We start from the raw sequence: 18,334 nt of genomic DNA on the forward strand, positions 1-18,334 counted from the left end.
TTTTTACTAGAAATAAAAAATAGCATAAACACTTTATTTAATTATTATTTAAAATGCATTAGTATAAAGTAAGTTTATAAATCTATGATCAAATTTATGAGGTAATTCTATAGAATGTACAAAATACTAAATTTCTATACAAAGGAAGAAGTTTCTACTGATAGTTTTGTTTTTGCTGGAGAAAATGAACCCTGGGAAATCCAGATGGATATCGACAAAATCAGCAAAAAAATTAATAAAGACTACTTTACTCAAGCATCTCCTTGTCTATCTAAATACATACCATTTATGCCCATAAAAGATCCATCAAGTTTTGTATCTCTTAGAGAGGCGCCTACTCCATTATTAAAGAGTAAAATTATAGGTAAAGAGTTAGGTATAAATCTTTATTTTAAAGTTGAGGGTAAAAATCCTACAGGATCATTTAAAGATAGAGGATCTGCAGTAGATATCACTGTTGCTAAAGAATTAGGTGCAAAAGGTATAGTTTTAGCTTCAACAGGTAATATGGCGGCATCTTGTGCTTGTTATGCAGCTGCTGCAAAAATGCCATGTTTTATTATTGTGCCAGAAGGTGTTGCAACATCTAAGTTAGCCCAAGTGATGTCATATGGCGGTAAGATAGTTCAGGTAAAAGGAAGTTATAATGCGGCTGCTAAGTTAGCTTTTGATATTGCAAAGTCAAAAGATTTCTTCCTTGCAGGGGATTATGCTTTTAGAGTTGAGGGACAAAAAACGGCAGCTTTTGAGTTGGTTGATCAGCTTCTTTTCCAAGTGCCAGATGAAGTTATAGTACCAATTGGTTGTGGTACTAATATGACAGCTTACTATAAAGGTTTCTCTGAATATAAAGAGCTAGGTTTTATTAACTCATTACCAAAACTTACGGGTGTGCAATCTACTGGAGCAGATACTTTAGCTAGAGCATATCAAAAAAATCAAAATAGAGTTGAACCACTAAAAGCTGCTAATACAATTGCTACTGCAATAGCAGTGCCATATCCTATTGATGGTGATAAGGCTATAGATGCTATTTATAACACTGGTGGAGAATCAACAGCAGTTACAGATATGAAAATGCTTGAGGCTCAGTATTTATTATCAACAAAAGAAGGATTATTTGTTGAGTTAGCTTCAGCATCAACTATTGCTCATTTACTTCAAAAATACAAAGATGGTAAGCTTCAAAAGGGTAGTACAGTAGTTTGTGTTCTATCAGGTGATGGGCTTAAAGATCCAAATGTTGTACTCAAATCAGCAATCCAACCACCGATTATACATCCGTCAGAAACTGATTTTGATAGACTTTACAATAGTCATTTCTTTGATAATAAGACAATGCTATTTATTGAGCAAAATGAAGTGGTGTTTGATAGTTTACCAACTTTAGAAGAAGTCAAAAAAACATTAGGCGAGCTTTTTGGAGCTAACTATGATGAAGGATTTTTATCTAAGGTTAGAGAGTTAATTGAAAGATTCTTAGTTAAAGGTAAAACAATTAGTGTTTCTGATATTCAGGATATTATTCAAGATGCTACAGAGATGACAGATGCTGTGAGTAAAAATATTCTTGATGTCCAGTCATTTAAAGTCAATGTTGAGCTTGATCAAAAATCTGTGGCAGAAGTTACAGTTAAGATTGCAGATCAACTGTATTTTGCTTCTTGCTCTGGTGTAGGTCCTGTTGATGCTGTTTTAAATGCTTTATGTAGAGCATGTCCTAGCAATATTATTTATAACCTAACAGACTATAAAGTTAAGATACGTGGACAGGGTGCAGATGCCGTTGTTTACGTTGAAATGAGTCTAGAGAAAGAAGGTATAAAGAGTATTGGTAAATCAGTATCTCCAGATATAATACAAGCTTCGGTTGAAGCATTTATTGATGCGTATAATATTGCTTATGCATAAGATATGTCTAAGGGTGAGTGAATTATGAAAAAAATATTAAATAAATATAGTAGACGTCTTACAGAAGATAAATCTCAAGGCGCTTCTCAAGCTATGCTTTATGGTACAGGCATGGATGATAATGATATGCATAAACCACAAGTTGGTATTGCTAGTGTATGGTATGAAGGTAATACATGTAATATGCATTTGAATCAATTAGCACAATTTGTCAAAAATAGTGTTGAGAAAGAAAACTTAAAGGGAATGAGATTTAATACTATCGGAGTTAGTGATGGTATTTCAATGGGTACAGATGGTATGAGCTACTCATTACAATCTAGAGACCTTATTGCTGATTCTATTGAAACTGTAATGTCAGCACATTGGTATGATGGTTTAGTTTCTATCCCTGGTTGTGATAAGAATATGCCTGGCTGTATGATGGCTTTAGGTAGACTTAATAGACCTGGATTTGTTATCTATGGTGGTACTATCCAAGCAGGTGTTATGCGTGGTAAACCAATTGATATCGTTACAGCTTTCCAAAGTTATGGAGCATGTTTATCAGGGCAAATTACAGAGCAAGAGCGTCAAGAGACTATTAAAAAAGCATGTCCTGGTGCTGGTGCTTGTGGTGGTATGTATACTGCAAATACTATGGCATGTGCTATTGAGGCTTTAGGTATGAGTTTACCATTTAGCTCATCTACTCCTGCGACATCACCAGAAAAAGTACAAGAATGTGATAAAGCTGGTGAAACTATCAGAAACCTTTTAGAGCTAGATATCAAACCTAGAGATATTATGACTCGTAAAGCTTTTGAGAATGCTATGGTGTTAATCACTGTTATGGGTGGATCTACAAATGCTGTACTTCATCTACTTGCAATAGCAAGCTCAGTAGGTGTTGATCTTAATATAGATGATTTCCAAGAAATAGCTAACAAAACACCAGTATTAGCAGATTTTAAACCAAGTGGTAAATATGTAATGGCTGATTTACATGCTGTTGGTGGTACTCCTGCGGTTATGAAAATGTTACTAAAAGAAGGTATGCTTCATGGTGATTGTTTGACTGTAACAGGTAAAACTTTAGCTGAAAATTTAGCAAATGTAGCGGATCTTTCTGATGATGGTAGAATCATTCAAAGTTTAGATAATCCTATTAAGAAAACTGGACATTTACAAATCTTAAAAGGTAATGTAGCTCCTGAGGGGTCAGTTGCTAAAATTACTGGTAAAGAGGGTGAAGTCTTTAAGGGTGTAGCAAATGTATTTGATTCAGAAGAAGAAATGGTTGCTGCAGTTGAACAAGGTAAAATTAAAAAAGGTGATGTAATCGTTATTCGTTATGAAGGTCCTAAAGGTGGTCCTGGTATGCCAGAGATGCTTAAACCAACTTCTTTAATAATGGGTGCTGGACTAGGTCAAGATGTTGCTTTGATTACAGATGGTCGTTTTTCAGGTGGTTCTCATGGTTTTATCGTAGGACATATAGCTCCTGAAGCTTTTGATGGTGGAATGTTAGCTTTGATTGAAAATGGTGATAAGATCACTATTGATGCTATTAACAATGTTATTGATGTTGAGCTGTCAGACCAAGAAATAGCGCAAAGAAAATCAAAATGGCAACAACCACAACCAAAAGCATCTCGTGGAACTCTTAAGAGATACATAAGAACAGTATCATCAGCTTCTACAGGTTGTGTAACTGATTTAGACTAAAAGAAATATCTTTTCTAGCATTTTTTATAAAAAAAATCAATAAAATCATCTTTTCTATTTAAATATAGCTAATCCATGACTATAATGTACTAGATATTTAGTATATGTTTGCTAAATATTTAAATTGAATAAAATTAAAATAGATTGAAAGGAGAGTGCTAAAGTATGAAAATAACTGGCTCTCAAGCCATAGTAAAATCACTTCAAGCAGAAGGCGTTGATTGTATATTCGGATATCCTGGTGGAGCTATTATGCCCACTTATGATGCTCTTCATGAATCAAAAGATCAAATTCATCATGTTTTAGTTAGACACGAGCAAGGTGCAGTTCATGCTGCGGTAGGTTATGCTAGAGCTACTGAAAAAGTTGGTGTTGCAATTGCAACATCTGGTCCTGGAGCAACAAACCTCATTACAGGTATAGCAGATGCACAGATAGATTCTGTTCCTATAGTCTGTATTACAGGGCAAGTTTTTAGTCCTTTACTAGGGACAGATGCTTTCCAAGAGGCTGATATCATAGGTATGTCAGTTGCAGCAACTAAGTGGAATTATCAAATTACAGATCCTAATGAAATTCCAGAAGTTTTTAAAAAAGCTTTTGAAATAGCTTCAAATGGAAGACCGGGTGCTGTATTAATCGATATTACTAAAGATGCTCAGGTTGGTATGATGGAATATGAAGATGCTGTTGGCAATAAGCATGGTAAGTGGCTTCATAAACCAACTATAAATATGGATGATATCCTTAAAGCGTCAGAGTATATTAACAATGCCAAAAAGCCTATAATGATAACTGGACATGGTGTTATGTTATCTGGGGCTGAAGAAGCAGTTTTAAAAATTGCAGAAAAAGGAAATATTCCTGTAGTAAGTACTTTACTAGGGCTATCAGCATTTCCATACAACCATGAACTATATAAAGGTATGCTTGGAATGCATGGTAATTATGCTGCTAATGTACTTTGTAATGAAGCAGATGTGGTAATTGCTGTCGGAATGAGGTTTGATGATAGAGTTACAGGTGATCTTGGACATTATTTACCGAATGCTAAGATTATTCATATTGAAATAGACCCTTCTGAGATTAACAAGAACGTCAAAGCAGACATCGGTATAAATGCTGATGCTAAAGAAGCATTAACGTGTTTATTACCATATATAGCAAATAATTCTCATCAAGGATGGCATGATGTATTTGCATCTGAGCATCAAAAAGAGGTTAAGGCTATTATTGAGAGTGAAACAAATCCAACTTCTGGTGAAATCAAAATGGCAGAGGTAATAAGTTTATTATCGAAAGCTACAGAGGGTAGAGCTATTGTTGTATCTGATGTTGGACAGCACCAAATGATTGCTGCGAGATATTACCAGTTTTTAGAAACTAACTCTCATATTAGTTCTGGTGGATTAGGAACTATGGGATTTGCTTTACCTGCAGCTATTGGGGCGAAGATGGGTGTTAAGGATAAGAGAACAGTTGTTGCTGTAATAGGTGATGGTGGTTTCCAAATGAATATTCAAGAGCTAGCGGTGCTAAATCAAGAAGGTATTAATGTTAAAATATTAATATTAAATAACACTTTCTTGGGCATGGTACGTCAGTGGCAAGAATTATTCTTTGAAAGTAGATATTCTTATACAAATATATCTTCTCCTGATTTTGTTAAAGTTGCCGAAGCTTATGGTATCGAAGGTGAGAGAGTTAAAGAAAGAAAAGATCTTAAAGATGCAATGGCTAGATTTCTTAACTCAGATAGTTCATACTTACTAGAGGTAATGGTGGAGAATCAGGAAAATGTTTTCCCTATGGTACCTGCTGGTGAATCAATTAGTAATACTAAATTAGGAATAGAGGAGTAGCGCTATGAATGAAAATATATATTTTATAACAATGAATACTGAAAATACCCTTTGCGTGCTACAAAGAATTTCTTCTGTTCTTTCACGTAATCGTATAAATATAGAGCAATTGACAGTTTTTGAAACAGCTAATAAGGGTATTTCTCATTTTAATCTTGTTGTTCATGGAACTCAGGATAAGATTGAAAAGATAGTTAAGAAACTTGCGAATGTAATAGAGGTAATAGATATTAATATTACAAACTGTTTACCTTTGCAAGGGTCAGTTATTAGTGATGTTCCTCAAAATGTTAAAATAGCGAATCATAGAAAAGCTGCTTAAAAATTTCTACTAAATATCAAAAAAATTTCCTTACAATATTTATTTTCTAGATAATTAAGTGAAGTTTAGCATATTTTTATCTTATTAATTGATATAAATAACTTAAACTTTGAGAATATAATCTAACTTATAAAGATACGGATTTATTGAGAAAATAATAATATTGTGTCAAACTAAAATTAGTGAATATAAGTTCTTGTGTATAAAGGTCAGTATTTGTAATGCTTTAAATTTATTAAATTATTTTAGTTGGAGATTTCTCATATATGTCAAATAGTAGTGTTTTTTCTGGTTATACTCCTTATCCTGGAGTATATGATGAAATTTTTTCTAGCGAAGGAAATGTTCGCAATGATGTTTATCAAGCGATTAAAACTATAGATGAATTAAGTGAAGAATCATTATATGAAAAACAAAAATTCGTTGATGCATCTTTTTTAAAAACTGGTGTCACGTTTACAGTTTATGATAATAGTGAAGGTACAGAGAAGATTTTTCCATTTGATTTGATCCCAAGAGTGATCTCTAAAAAAGAGTGGCAAGAACTTGAGAAAGGACTAAAACAGAGACTTAGAGCATTAAATGCTTTTTTAAATGATATATATAGTGATCAAAAAATACTTGAAGATGGTGTTATACCAAGAGAACTTGTAGAATCATCTGAAGAATACCTTCCAGAAATGCGAGGGGTAAAACCTCCTCATGGCGTGTATTGTCATATAGCAGGTATTGATCTTATCAAAGATGAAACTGGCTTTATGGTTCTAGAAGATAATGTAAGGACTCCTTCAGGAGTATCTTATGTCTTAGAAAATCGTAATTCTTTAATTAAGGCACTTCCAGAAGCTTTTGCAAATACAAATATTAGAAAAGTAGTAGATTATCCAACCGAATTAAGAAAAGCATTCTCAAGTATCTCTCCAGTTGTCGATGGCAAAAAAGGTTTAAGTGTAGTATTGACTCCGGGACAATATAATTCAGCATACTTTGAGCATAGCTATTTGGCTCGCAAAATGGGATGTAAGCTAGTTCAAGGTACAGATCTATTTGTACATAATAATTACGTGTATCTTAAAACTACAAAAGGGCCTAAGCTTGTAACGGTAATTTACAGAAGAATAGATGATAAGTTCTTAGATCCAGAATTCTTTAATCCTGAAAGTATGCTAGGCGTACCTGGTATAATCGAAGCATATAAGGCTGGTAATGTTGTTCTGGCAAATGCTGTAGGTAATGGTATAGCCGATGATAAAGCAATATATCCATATGTGCATAAAATGATTGAATATTACCTAAATGAAAAACCAATATTAGCTCAAGTTAAAACATTTTTTTGTAGTGAGGAAAACGATAGGAATTATGTCTTAAGTAATCTTGATAAATTAGTTGTGAAAGAGGCTAATGGTTCTGGTGGCTATGGTATGTTGATTGGACCTCAAGCTACAGCTGAAGAGTTACAAGAATTTGCAGTTAAAATAAAAGAAAAACCAAGAGCTTATATTGCCCAACCGCTAGTTGAGTTGTCTACAAGTCCAACATTTATAAATGGAAAAGTGGTACCTAGAAGGGTTGATTTAAGAGCATTTTTAGTTACAGGTAAAAATACATGGGTTTTACCAGGAGGGCTTGCAAGAGTAGCTCTTAAAGAAGGGTCATATGTTGTGAATTCTAGTCAAGGTGGTGGTTCAAAAGATACTTGGGTTTTAGGGAGAGATAAAAAATGATGATATCTCGTACAGCAGAGAATTGTTTTTGGTTAAGTAGAAATATCGAAAGGGTGCAAATGTTAACAAATGCTATAAATGTAGCATATAATGTAGAGCTTGAGATATATGGAGATGCAGAAGATATTTGGTATCCTTTGATAGTCGTATTAGGATGTAAAGATGAGTTCATCAAAAGATATGGTTATAGTGCTGTATCTAATGCTAAAAAGATTCAAGAGTTTTTAATTTGGGATAGAGAAAATCCATTTTCAATATATTCATCATTATCTTCAGCACGTGAAAATGCTAGGATAATTAGAGATTTAATTGCAGCAGATATGTGGGAAGAAATAAATGAGTTATGGTTGTGGGCCAACTCAGCCGAAACACATAGGTTTTCTATGATAAATCTAGATGACTTCTGTAAGAAGATTATTAAATTTTGTTTTCTATGGATAGGGTTTTATCATAACTTTATTTTGAGAAATGATACTTATAATTTTATGAAGTTAGGCATGCTTATTGAGAGAGTTGATTTTACATTAAGACTTGGAGATATTCATCATCAAAGAGATATAAGCCTTGCATCAAAAAATGAAAGCATGGATGAGTCTCAATATTGGCAAGAAATGTTATTAAATACTATGTCTAAAGATGCATTCATGCGTAAGGCGGATTTAGATATTAATAGAAAAGACGTAGCAGAATTTTTGCTAAAATCAGATGATTATCCTAGAACTATTGCTTTTTGTTTAAATGATTGTCTTGCTGTATTGAAAAGAATGTCATATGACTATCACTCAACTAAAATAGGCATGCAATCAAGAGAAAAAGTAGAAGAAATAATAAAATATATTGAAAATAACTCGACAGAATCGTTATTAGAAAAAAATCATGAATTTATTACTTATATAATAAACTCAATGGCGGAACTGACGACTATTATCTCAAAAGAATTCTTTATATCTGATGTAGATTTCTACGTAGCAATGTTAGAAGGGTAGAAATAAAAGGAAAAATATCTAATGTTTAGTAATATCTTGGCTATATCTTCGGATTGTCCAATATCACCTAGGATTAATTTTTTAGCCGATAATGCAGAAACTTTACAAGAGTTCATGTGGGGGATAGGTTGGTATAGTAATGATCATAATGCTGTTTCTATTTTAAAAGATAGCTATGTTGAGAATGTAGATTCTTTAAGTACTTTTTTTGAAGATAATCCTAATTTTTGCTCTAGTACTTTTATTGGACACATTTACAGCCATAGTTTATTTGATAAAACTAGTCTGAATCTTCAACCTTTTATGAAGCCACATGCTGGTAGAGAATGGACTATTGTTCATAATGGTGATTTAAATAGAGTATATCAAAGTACCTTGCCCTTAAGCTTTTCTGACTATGAGCCTGTAGGCAAAACGGATTCTGAGTATATATTATGCTGGGTTTTATCTCAGCTAAGAAAGAAAAATATAAGAGAGTTAGATGATGATAGTCTTTTTTATATTCATGAATTATTGAAACAAGTCAATGAAGTAGGACAGGTAAATTTGGTTCTATCTAATGGTGATATAACAATAGTTTATCAAGATAAAGAAGATTTTAATCCGATTTATTATCAGAAATTTTTCCCACCAAGAAATGCTAATAATTTAGATGTGGGATATATAAATATAGCTACAGGCTTATATGAGGATGGACTTAGGACTTATACAATATTTTCAAATAATGTTAATGTAAAAGACAAGTGGCGAAAATTATTACCAGGTCAAATGGTGGTAGCTTCTCATGGACGTATTGTATGGAATAGTGATAAAAATAGTAGTAATTTTGGAGGACATAAATATCAGCCTCAACAATTAAATGTTCCTATTGAAAATAAGGGACTTAAAGTTCCTGAGAGGATCTTAGAGATTATCCATACCACAAAATATACTTATGAATTTCCAGTAACTTTAAGTAAACATAATATTCGTATGAAACCAATCGTTGATACAAAACAGAGAATTCTTGATTATGATCTGAATATATCTGTAGCATGTGATCAAGAAGAGTATACTGATGTTTTTGGTAACGATGTTGTATTTTTAAAAACTAAAGAGCCCTATAAAGAATTCATAATAGAAATGAAAGCAAAGGTTGCTGTAAGCACAGATCATAGTGTACGTAAAAGATCTATAAGTACACGGACAACAATGCCAATAACATGGATGCCATGGCAGAGACAAATGATGACGCCGTATTTACTGTCTGTAGAGCTACCACAAACTCAACTTGAGGAGTTAATGGAATATGCAGTCTCATTTGTTAAAAGAAATGACAGTGATATTATGGCAGTGTTAGATGATATAAATAGAACTATTTATTATGAATATAATTATGTTTCAGGATCTACTAATTTTACAACTACTGCTTATGATGTTTATGTTAGTAGAGAGGGTGTTTGTCAAGATTTCTCAAATTTATTTATTTGTCTAGCAAGGCTTTTAGGTATTCCAGCGCGTTATCGAACTGGTTATATATTTAATGGTGGGCATTATAGTAATACGGCGATGAGTGATGCTACGCATGCATGGGTAGAACTGTATATTCCATGGGTTGGTTGGATAGGATATGATCCTACAAATGGTTGTGAAGTAAATAGTGATCATGTGCGTATAGCTTGTGGCAGAACATATATTGATGCTACTCCAACAACAGGAACAATCTATCGAGGTAGTGGTAGTGAAAGTTTATCTATAGATGTTAAGGTTTTTGATATTACAAAATAGTCTTTTATAGGCATATTGTTATTGATATTTTTAACTTATCTTCTTCAAAAAATTCTCAACAAATTCAATTCTCTGTTCAGCAGTCTTAGTTGCTTTTGTAATTAGTAAGTCTTGCTCTTTTGTAAGTCTAAAGTCAGCAGGTTGAGATTGTATTAATTTTATTATTTTCTGAGGCTCAAACTTTGAAGTATCAGAAAAACTAATTTTACCTGAAGTAGCAAACATTTTGATTTGACCAATTCCTAATGCAATGGCATCTATCTTAATATGAGCAACTTTTAAAAGATATATAACCTCTAAAGGTAACTTACCAAAACGATCTATAAGCTCAATTTTGATATTTACTAGATTTTTATGATCAGCTTTTGATATACGTTTGTAAATATTTAATCGTGTATTTACATCGTGGATATAGTAATCAGGGATTAGAGTCGGGATATTGAGCTCAACTTCACATATAGTTGAATTAATTACTTCTTCGATATTGAGCTCTTTTCCAGCTTTTAGATTAGCGATTGTTTTATCCAATAAATCCATATAAAGGTTTAGACCAATACCATCAATATTACCACTTTGTTCTTTACCTAATATTTCTCCAGCACCACGAATTTCTAAATCGTGATTAGCTAACGTAAAGCCACCACCTAGAGATTTTGTGCTACCAATAGCTTCTAGTCTTTTGACTGCATCTTTAGTAATACCAGTTTCACTAGGTATAAGCATATAAGCATAAGCTTGATGATGAGCTCTACCAACTCTACCTCTTAGTTGATGAAGCTGTGCAAGACCTAGATTATTAGCATCTTCGATAATTAGAGTATTTGCATTTGGTATATCAATACCAGTCTCAATAATTGTAGTACAAAGTAGAATATGATATTTATTATGTTTAAAATCAAACATAATTTTCTGGATCTCTTTTTCACTCATCTGTCCATGAGCTATAGCTATTCTTAGACGCGGGAATAACTCTTGAAGAATCTCTTTTTTCTTTTGAATAGTTTCTACTTTGTTGTATAAATAAAATATTTGTCCACCACGAATAGTTTCACGACTTACAGCTTCACGAATAATGTTATTATCATATTCTTTAACAAATGTTTTCACAGATAAGCGTTTCGCTGGAGGAGAAGCTATAATTGATAAATCTCTCAAAGCAGAAAATGCCATACTTAAACTACGCGGTATTGGCGTTGCAGACATTGTTAAAATATCAATTTCTGCTTTTAGTGATTTTAACTTTTCTTTTTGGGCAACACCGAAGCGATGTTCTTCATCTATAATTAGTAAGCCTAAGTTTTTAAAATCTATCTTTGATGAGATTAATTTATGTGTTCCTATAATTATATCAACAGTGCCATTTTTAAGGTTTTCAAAAAGTTGCTCTTGAGCTTTAGCTGTTTTTGAACGAGTTATAACTTCGATATTTACAGCTGTGTTAGCAAACCTATCTCTAAAGCTATTATAGTGTTGTTGAGCTAAGATAGTTGTAGGTACTAATATTGCTACTTGTTTTTGATTTTGCGTAGCTAAAAAAGCTGCTCGCATGGCAATTTCAGTTTTACCAAAGCCAACGTCACCACAAATTAGTCTATCCATAGGTTTTGCTGAAATCATATCCTTGAAAACATCATTAATTGCTAAAAGCTGATCAGGGGTTTCTTCATAAGGAAAATCAGCACAAAATCTTAAATAATCTTCCTCATCTAGAGAATTACTAAAGCCTTGACGCATTTCTCTTTTGGCATAGATTTCTAGAAGATTTGCTGCAACATCAATGATTTTCTTGATAGTCTTTTCTTTCTGTTTCTTCCATTTATCTGAGCCAAGCTTATTTAGAGCTATTTTCTCAGTTAAAGATGAGTTATAGATCGAGATCAAGTTTAATGATGTTATTGGCACATAGATTTTGGCGTCATTTGCATACAGAAGTAAGATAAACTCATCTTTTTTGCCGTTTAGCTCAATACTTTCTAAGCCTTCATATCTACCAATACCATGATCTATATGTACAACATGCATGCCCGGTTTTAGATCGGTTAAGTCTTTTAAATCGACAGTAGGGTGATGATCGTGTTCAGATATTTTAACAGTATTTTGAATATGCTCTGGAAATAAATCTGCTTCTGTAATTAAAGCAATTTGATTATCTATAATTACACCTTCTTGGAAAGGTGAAACTATTAAACAAAACTTATCATCAAGTATAAGAGCATCATCAAAACTTTTGGCAATTTTTATATTTAGCTGTAATTTATTTAAATGCTCTAAAAGAACTTCAGCACGACCATTTGAATCAGTAGAAAAAACAACTTTTTTAAAGTTGGATTTATCTAAGAGTTGCTGTAAATCTCTAAAGGGATTTGCAAGTTTGTAGTTTGCTGAAATTTTATCTAAATGATTTACTTTTAAAGTTTTTGATTTAGATTTTGTTTGTTGAAACCACTTGATGGTTGGAAATTTGTCATAAATAGCTTTTACTTCTTTTTGAGAATAAAAAAGCTCTTGGTAATGTAAGATCGGTCTATCAATATCATGTTTAAGCTCATCATATCTAAACCTGACTTCTTCTGTAAAAGCTTCTATAGAATTACTGATATTATCTATTAAATGAACATTAGTAGATTCTGGTAAATAATCAAAAATGCTTGCAAGCGCTGTATAAAATAATGGTAGGTAAAACTCTATACCGTTGAAGTATTCATTATTTTCTATATATGTTGCAATAGTTGAGTTTAGAGAGCTTTTACCACAGAATACTTCAAGTTTTTCTAATGCTAGGTTAGTATTTTGGCTATCATAAATCAACTCATGTGAAGGCATAATATTAATTGATTTTATTTCTTTACCAGAGCGTTGAGTTTCTGTATCAAGCTCTTTGATAGTATCAATTTCATCATCAAATAAATCTATTCGGTAGGCTATTTTTGAACCAACTGGGAATATATCAATAATACTACCTCGAATACTAAATTCACCTTTTTCAAAAACGTTATTTACTAAAGTATATCCAGCTTCAGTTAAGAGCATTTTTTGCTTAGTTATATCTAATATTTGTCCAGTTCTAAGTATTAAACTGTGTTCCTTTATAAATTTAGCAGGGGCGAGCTTTCGTAAAGTATTTGAGATACTTGTAACAACGACTGTATTTCTAGGATTTTGTGTAAGCTTATGCAAAATTTCTTGACGTCTAGATATAATATCTATAGCAGCTGAGAATCTATCATAAGGAAGTATTTCTAGATTAGGAAAATATAAAACTTCAATTTTTGAACTTTTATTTAGATATTTTAGTTCATCATATATTTTATGTGCTTGTTGAGAATCTTCAGCAATTATTAGATTAAATTTAGTATTTTGTTTTAGGTACTCATTAAATAAGATACTAAAAGATGATCCATAAGCATTAGATACAATAGTATCTTTTGCAGATATTTGATTGTTGAGCATTAGAAAATATTAGATTAAAAAAATTATAAGATAAATGATAATATAAATTAGTCTCTATCACCAGCAACTGCACCAAAGATTTGCAATAGAGTTATGAAGATATTGAATAATGAAACATAGATGTTTACTGTAGCTAGTATATAGTTAGTTTCTTCACCTCTAACAATAGCATTTGTTTGCCATAGAATAAACCCACCAGAGATAAATGCAAATACTATTGAAATTACAAAGCCTAAAGCAGGTATTTGTAAAAATATATTTAGTACTAAAGCAACGATAGCAACAATAGCACCTATTGCACAGAATGAACCAACTCTATTGAAGTTTCTAGCTGGGCTCATAGATATAGCAGATAAGCCTAAAAATATAAGTCCAGTAGTACCAAATGCCATCATTATTAGTTCAGCACCATTTTTAAACTGATGGATATATAGATTTAGTATTGGACCTAGAGAGTAGCCAAGTAGTCCTGTTAATGCAAAAGTTAAAACAATACCCCAAGGAGAGTTTTTTGTTGCATTGATACCAAACAATAAACCAATATAAACTACTAACATTAGAATAGGATTCATAATTGCAGCACCAGTATTCATAGCTACAAATGCTGTAAGAGCACTAAATAGTAGTGTCATTGATAGTAGTAAGTATGTGTTTCTAAGAACCTTATTCGCTCTTAGAGCAGACTCTTGTGATAGAGAGTCTATTACACGAGTGTTATTTTCAAAGTTATTCATTTTTTCTCCTTTTAACTAGTCTTATATAGTGTAAATAAAGTATTAACTCGATATGGATTATACCATAAATCTATAATCTTAAATATGGAGTGTAAAAAGAATTTTTCAAGTGCTTATTTCTAAATACTGATATAAATATCATATAAAAATGACACAAATATTAATGATGAGAAGATTAAGTAAAGCAGAGTTGTTGTGACGGCTTCATTTTTACCGCCGGCTAGTATTTTTCCAAGCGAGAAGTAGATAGGAACTATTAGTACATTTAAAACCAAAGCTAAAAGTGTTGCAAATATTAGCATCAGGTTACTAATTAATCTATCACCAGCAAAAACACCGACAGCAATCATAAATACTCTAATAATTTCTATATATAGCATAGCTTTAATTAAACGAGTATTAACAATTGACTCTATTTTTAATGTTATAAGATTAAATCTCCATCCTGCATATATTAGCAAGCACATAAGATAGCCAGCTATTAGAAATAGAAAAGTACTAAGTGAAGAGTTTAAGTATGCTGGGTTTATCGAGTTTACTAGATTTTCATACTTTAAGAAATTAAGATAAATCACTTTATTTACAATTATTAAAGCTAAGCTGAAATAGATGTATTTTAGAAGATTTATACCATTTTCTTTATTATTAGAAACAGTCAAGATATGTAAATATATTAAAGATACAGGTAGTATAATTAGGTTAAAGCTACTAAAAACTTTAAGGTGTAGAAATAGATAAAATAGAATAAGAGAGAAGATAAAAAATATTGTAAGAACTCCATAGAAGCTAATATTAACTCTCTCTGTTTGGTTTGTTAAAGAGGTGTTTAGTCGATAACTATTTTTTAAGAAAAATATTAATAGGAATATAGCGACTATCAAGTAGAATATCTTAAAATAGAATAAGTTGTTAAAAACTATAAAGTATATAGCGGTTCCGACAGCAATACCTAGTAGAGCACTTGAATATACTCCAATAAATCCATATAACCGACGTAAATCAGTTTTTAGGTAAAATGCAGATAAGTTGAAAATTAAGTTTACTAGAACTGTTGCTATTCCAATCCACAAAGCAGCACAGCTAAAAAGAAGCATATTATGGACAAAAGATAATGCAACAGCAACTATTGTAAACTGTAAACCATGAATTATTGATTTAGTTGAGCCAAAAAAGTAATTACTAATACAGCCAAAAATTCCGGCAAAGAATATTACAAAAAGATGATCATCACGATTATAGAAGAAATCAATTTTACCATACTGGCTAAGAACTGTTATTGAAGGTGCTATAGCTAGACATAAACAAAAAACCATAAAAGCAATAATATGTATACCACTTGGTTGTTTAAAATGAATATTTACTTTTGAAAGGTCTAAGGTTTTTTTCATATCTATTTAAGTAGTAATTCTTGTAGTTTTATCAAATACTCATTTTCATTAGGTAGAGTATTATATTTTTGAGATTTCCACATCTCTTCAGCTAAATAGTCTATCATAAGATGATGTACTTTATGCTCATCATTATTATATTTATTAACTAGTTTATAGTAAGTTTCATTTATACCAAATGGGCGATTAGTTTGAACTTGCTCGATTATAGCTAGATGTAAGCTGATATGTAAGAAAGGATTTATCTGTCCCATTTCTGGAGAGTAGTCTTTATCAACATTATCAAAAACAATTTCCTTATGATATTCAGGATGTAGTTCTATGATTCTAGCAATTTGCTCTTCAATAGCAGTTAGTGGTTGTTTATTTTGAAATTTATCCCAGCTATCTATGAAAAGTTTGCGTAGCTGAAGCCTATCTTGAGAAAAAATCATATGTATTTTTCCTTATCTTTAAACTCACAGTAGTTATATATAATACAGTTTCGACATTTTGGTTTTTGTGCAGTACATATGTATCTACCATGTAATATTATCCAATGATGGGCATCTTGGAGGTATTCTTTTGGTATAACACGAAGAAGTTTCTTTTCAACTTCATTAACATTTTTACCTTTAGCAAGAGGAATACGATTTGCTAACCTAAAAATATGAGTATCCACAGCCATAGTAGGTTTACCAAAAGCAGTATTTAAAACCACATTAGCAGTTTTTCTTCCTACCCCAGCTAGAGAAATTAGATCATCAAAATTTTCAGGTACTTGGCTATCAAATTTTTCAATAAGATCCTTACATGTCGCAATAACATTTTTAGCTTTTGTTTTATAAAGTCCTATTGATTTTATGTATTCAGCTAATTTTTGCTCGCCTAGTGCATATATTTGCTCAGGAGTATTAGCAACTTTATATAAAACTTCAGTTGCTTTGTTAACACTAACATCTGTAGCTTGAGCAGATAATATTACAGCTACTAAAAGCTCAAAATTACTTGTATATTCAAGCTCTGTAGTTGGACTAGGATCATTTTGTTTCCAAGTTTCAAATATTTGGATTCTTTTCTGCTTATTCATCTACACTTGGCTTTTTCTTTTTATTTCTAAATTTAGCTAATGAAGCAGCGATATATGCTTTTTTATCCATTTCTTGAGCTGTAGCAATATTTTTATAAACATCTCGTTGTTTAGATTTTGATTGTTCAACTCGTTGTTTATGAAAATCATACCTATTACGATAGTAATCTTTTTGAGTTTCATACTCATCTTCAGATAGATTTATAGGTTGTTTTTCTTGTGCAATATCTACTAGAGAAATACAGTCCATAGGACATGGTTCAATACAAAGCTCACAACCTGTGCACTCTGATTCAATCACCGTATGCATTAATTTTTTTGTTCCAGAGATTGCATCGACAGGACATGCTAATATACATTTCATACAACCAATACACATTGATTCATCAATTTTTGCAGCAGCTCGTGGTTTTTCTTGACCTAGAGTGCTATCTAGTGGAATCTCAGGTCTATTTAATAATTTTGATAACTCTTTAAGCGTTTTTTTTCCACCTGTGATACATTTATTATGTTTTTCACCATTTGTTATAGCTTTAGCATAACTATAGCAATCTTCATATGTGCATTTTTGGCATTGAGTTTGAGGTAATACTTTATCAATCGAATCTACTGATGTAATCATATTAATATAATTTTATGTTTGTTTTACTTTCTATACTTTTTATGTAATTAGCTACATTATTAGGTATTTCAATAAGTCCTTTCGCCATTGTTAAAATAAAGAATATTGGAAAAATATTGATATCATCCCAAGAGAAGCTCTCACCATTAATAAATGGAGTTTTCACATAGGGATCAATTTCTTCTAATAGTTTATTTATAGCTTTTATTGAGTCATAAGGAGGGTTTTTTAGTAGGGTATCCATATCACCAATGTACTGAGATTTTTTATTTATAAAATAGTCTTTAGCACTTTGGGTAGGAAAATCGCACTCATTAGCTGGATGATGAGGTATACGAGGATATACAACTCTGCGATAATGAGGAGCTAATTCAGAAATGTATTCTTTGACAACATTATCTATAGTTGATGTAGCTATTTCAAAATCTTGTAACTTAGCGATATAATTACATATCTCATCACTTTCTTTAATAAAGCTACCATCATCTTTTTCTAAAAATGGTACTTGCTTAGATCCAATTCTATCTATGTGAGATTTTTCATCATCATTTGCTAAAAATATCATTTCATAGTCTAGTTTACTTAAATCTGCAACTAGTCTTACTTTTATACAAAAAGGACAATGATGGTACAAATATATTTTCATAATAAATTATTTGTATAGTTTTTATATTTTTACTAATTATATCATTTATTGAGATTAGATAAACATAACAATGAGAAGTTAAAAAAATAGCAAATTTATTAATTTATGTTTTATTTCTTTATAAAAAGAGATTAATATAAAATTT

14 protein-coding genes are annotated in these 18,334 nt (G+C 31.5%); 7 read left to right on the forward strand and 7 right to left on the reverse strand.

Translation table 11 applies throughout. The annotated features are described in order from the left end of the window. Window positions 1-114: 114 nt before the first annotated feature. From thrC to FIP56_RS04425, 7 genes are all read left to right on the forward strand, one after another. Entirely contained in the window at window positions 115-1,911 is a 1,797-nt protein-coding gene (gene thrC / locus FIP56_RS04395) for a threonine synthase (protein ID WP_192577741.1), read from the forward strand. Window positions 1,912-1,935: 24 nt separating this feature from the next. Then, entirely contained in the window at window positions 1,936-3,618 is a 1,683-nt protein-coding gene (gene ilvD / locus FIP56_RS04400; RefSeq protein WP_192577742.1) for a dihydroxy-acid dehydratase, read from the forward strand. 165 nt (window positions 3,619-3,783) lie between these two features. Beyond that, entirely contained in the window at window positions 3,784-5,481 is a 1,698-nt protein-coding gene (ilvB, locus tag FIP56_RS04405; protein ID WP_192577743.1) for a biosynthetic-type acetolactate synthase large subunit, read from the forward strand. 4 nt (window positions 5,482-5,485) lie between these two features. Then, the gene (locus FIP56_RS04410; RefSeq protein WP_192577744.1) at window positions 5,486-5,803 is read left to right on the forward strand and encodes an acetolactate synthase small subunit; all 318 of its coding nucleotides are present in this window, start codon (window positions 5,486-5,488) and stop codon (window positions 5,801-5,803) included. A gap of 266 nt (window positions 5,804-6,069) precedes the next feature. Continuing rightward, window positions 6,070-7,527, forward strand: a complete 1,458-nt coding sequence (locus FIP56_RS04415) for a circularly permuted type 2 ATP-grasp protein (RefSeq protein WP_192577745.1) — start codon at window positions 6,070-6,072, stop codon at window positions 7,525-7,527. 59 nt (window positions 7,528-7,586) lie between these two features. Next, the gene (locus FIP56_RS04420; protein WP_245323105.1) at window positions 7,587-8,513 is read left to right on the forward strand and encodes an alpha-E domain-containing protein; all 927 of its coding nucleotides are present in this window, start codon (window positions 7,587-7,589) and stop codon (window positions 8,511-8,513) included. 21 nt (window positions 8,514-8,534) lie between these two features. Then, window positions 8,535-10,280 (forward strand): class II glutamine amidotransferase, encoded by a 1,746-nt coding sequence (locus tag FIP56_RS04425; protein ID WP_192577747.1) that lies wholly within the window; start codon window positions 8,535-8,537, stop codon window positions 10,278-10,280. Window positions 10,281-10,310: 30 nt separating this feature from the next. Here FIP56_RS04425 and mfd read toward each other — a convergent pair whose 3' ends face one another. The 7 genes from mfd to grxB form a co-directional block, all read right to left on the reverse strand. Then, window positions 10,311-13,730 carry a transcription-repair coupling factor gene (mfd, locus tag FIP56_RS04430; protein ID WP_192577748.1) on the reverse strand — a complete coding sequence of 1,140 codons (3,420 nt, stop codon included), beginning with the start codon at window positions 13,728-13,730 and terminating at the stop codon, window positions 10,311-10,313. Window positions 13,731-13,777: 47 nt separating this feature from the next. Next, a complete protein-coding gene (locus FIP56_RS04435; RefSeq protein ID WP_192577749.1) occupies window positions 13,778-14,464 on the reverse strand; it encodes a Bax inhibitor-1/YccA family protein in 687 nt (228 codons plus the stop codon). Window positions 14,465-14,583: 119 nt separating this feature from the next. Then, a complete protein-coding gene (locus tag FIP56_RS04440) occupies window positions 14,584-15,852 on the reverse strand; it encodes a hypothetical protein (RefSeq protein WP_192577750.1) in 1,269 nt (422 codons plus the stop codon). A gap of 2 nt (window positions 15,853-15,854) precedes the next feature. After that, window positions 15,855-16,286 (reverse strand): DUF1841 family protein, encoded by a 432-nt coding sequence (locus FIP56_RS04445; protein ID WP_192577751.1) that lies wholly within the window; start codon window positions 16,284-16,286, stop codon window positions 15,855-15,857. Further along, window positions 16,283-16,921 carry an endonuclease III gene (gene nth, locus FIP56_RS04450; RefSeq protein ID WP_192577752.1) on the reverse strand — a complete coding sequence of 213 codons (639 nt, stop codon included), beginning with the start codon at window positions 16,919-16,921 and terminating at the stop codon, window positions 16,283-16,285. The genes FIP56_RS04445 and nth overlap by 4 nt, the downstream gene beginning before the upstream one ends. Then, entirely contained in the window at window positions 16,914-17,543 is a 630-nt protein-coding gene (locus FIP56_RS04455; protein WP_192577753.1) for an RnfABCDGE type electron transport complex subunit B, read from the reverse strand. Before FIP56_RS04455 ends, nth begins: the two co-directional genes overlap by 8 nt. Window position 17,544: 1 nt before the next feature. After that, window positions 17,545-18,189, reverse strand: coding sequence for a glutaredoxin 2 (gene grxB / locus FIP56_RS04460; RefSeq protein ID WP_192577754.1), 645 nt, complete (start codon window positions 18,187-18,189; stop codon window positions 17,545-17,547). Between the last annotated feature and the right edge of the window lie 145 nt (window positions 18,190-18,334).

The sequence above is a fragment of the Francisella sp. LA112445 genome (assembly GCF_012224145.1).
Classification (GTDB): Bacteria; Pseudomonadota; Gammaproteobacteria; order Francisellales; family Francisellaceae; genus Francisella.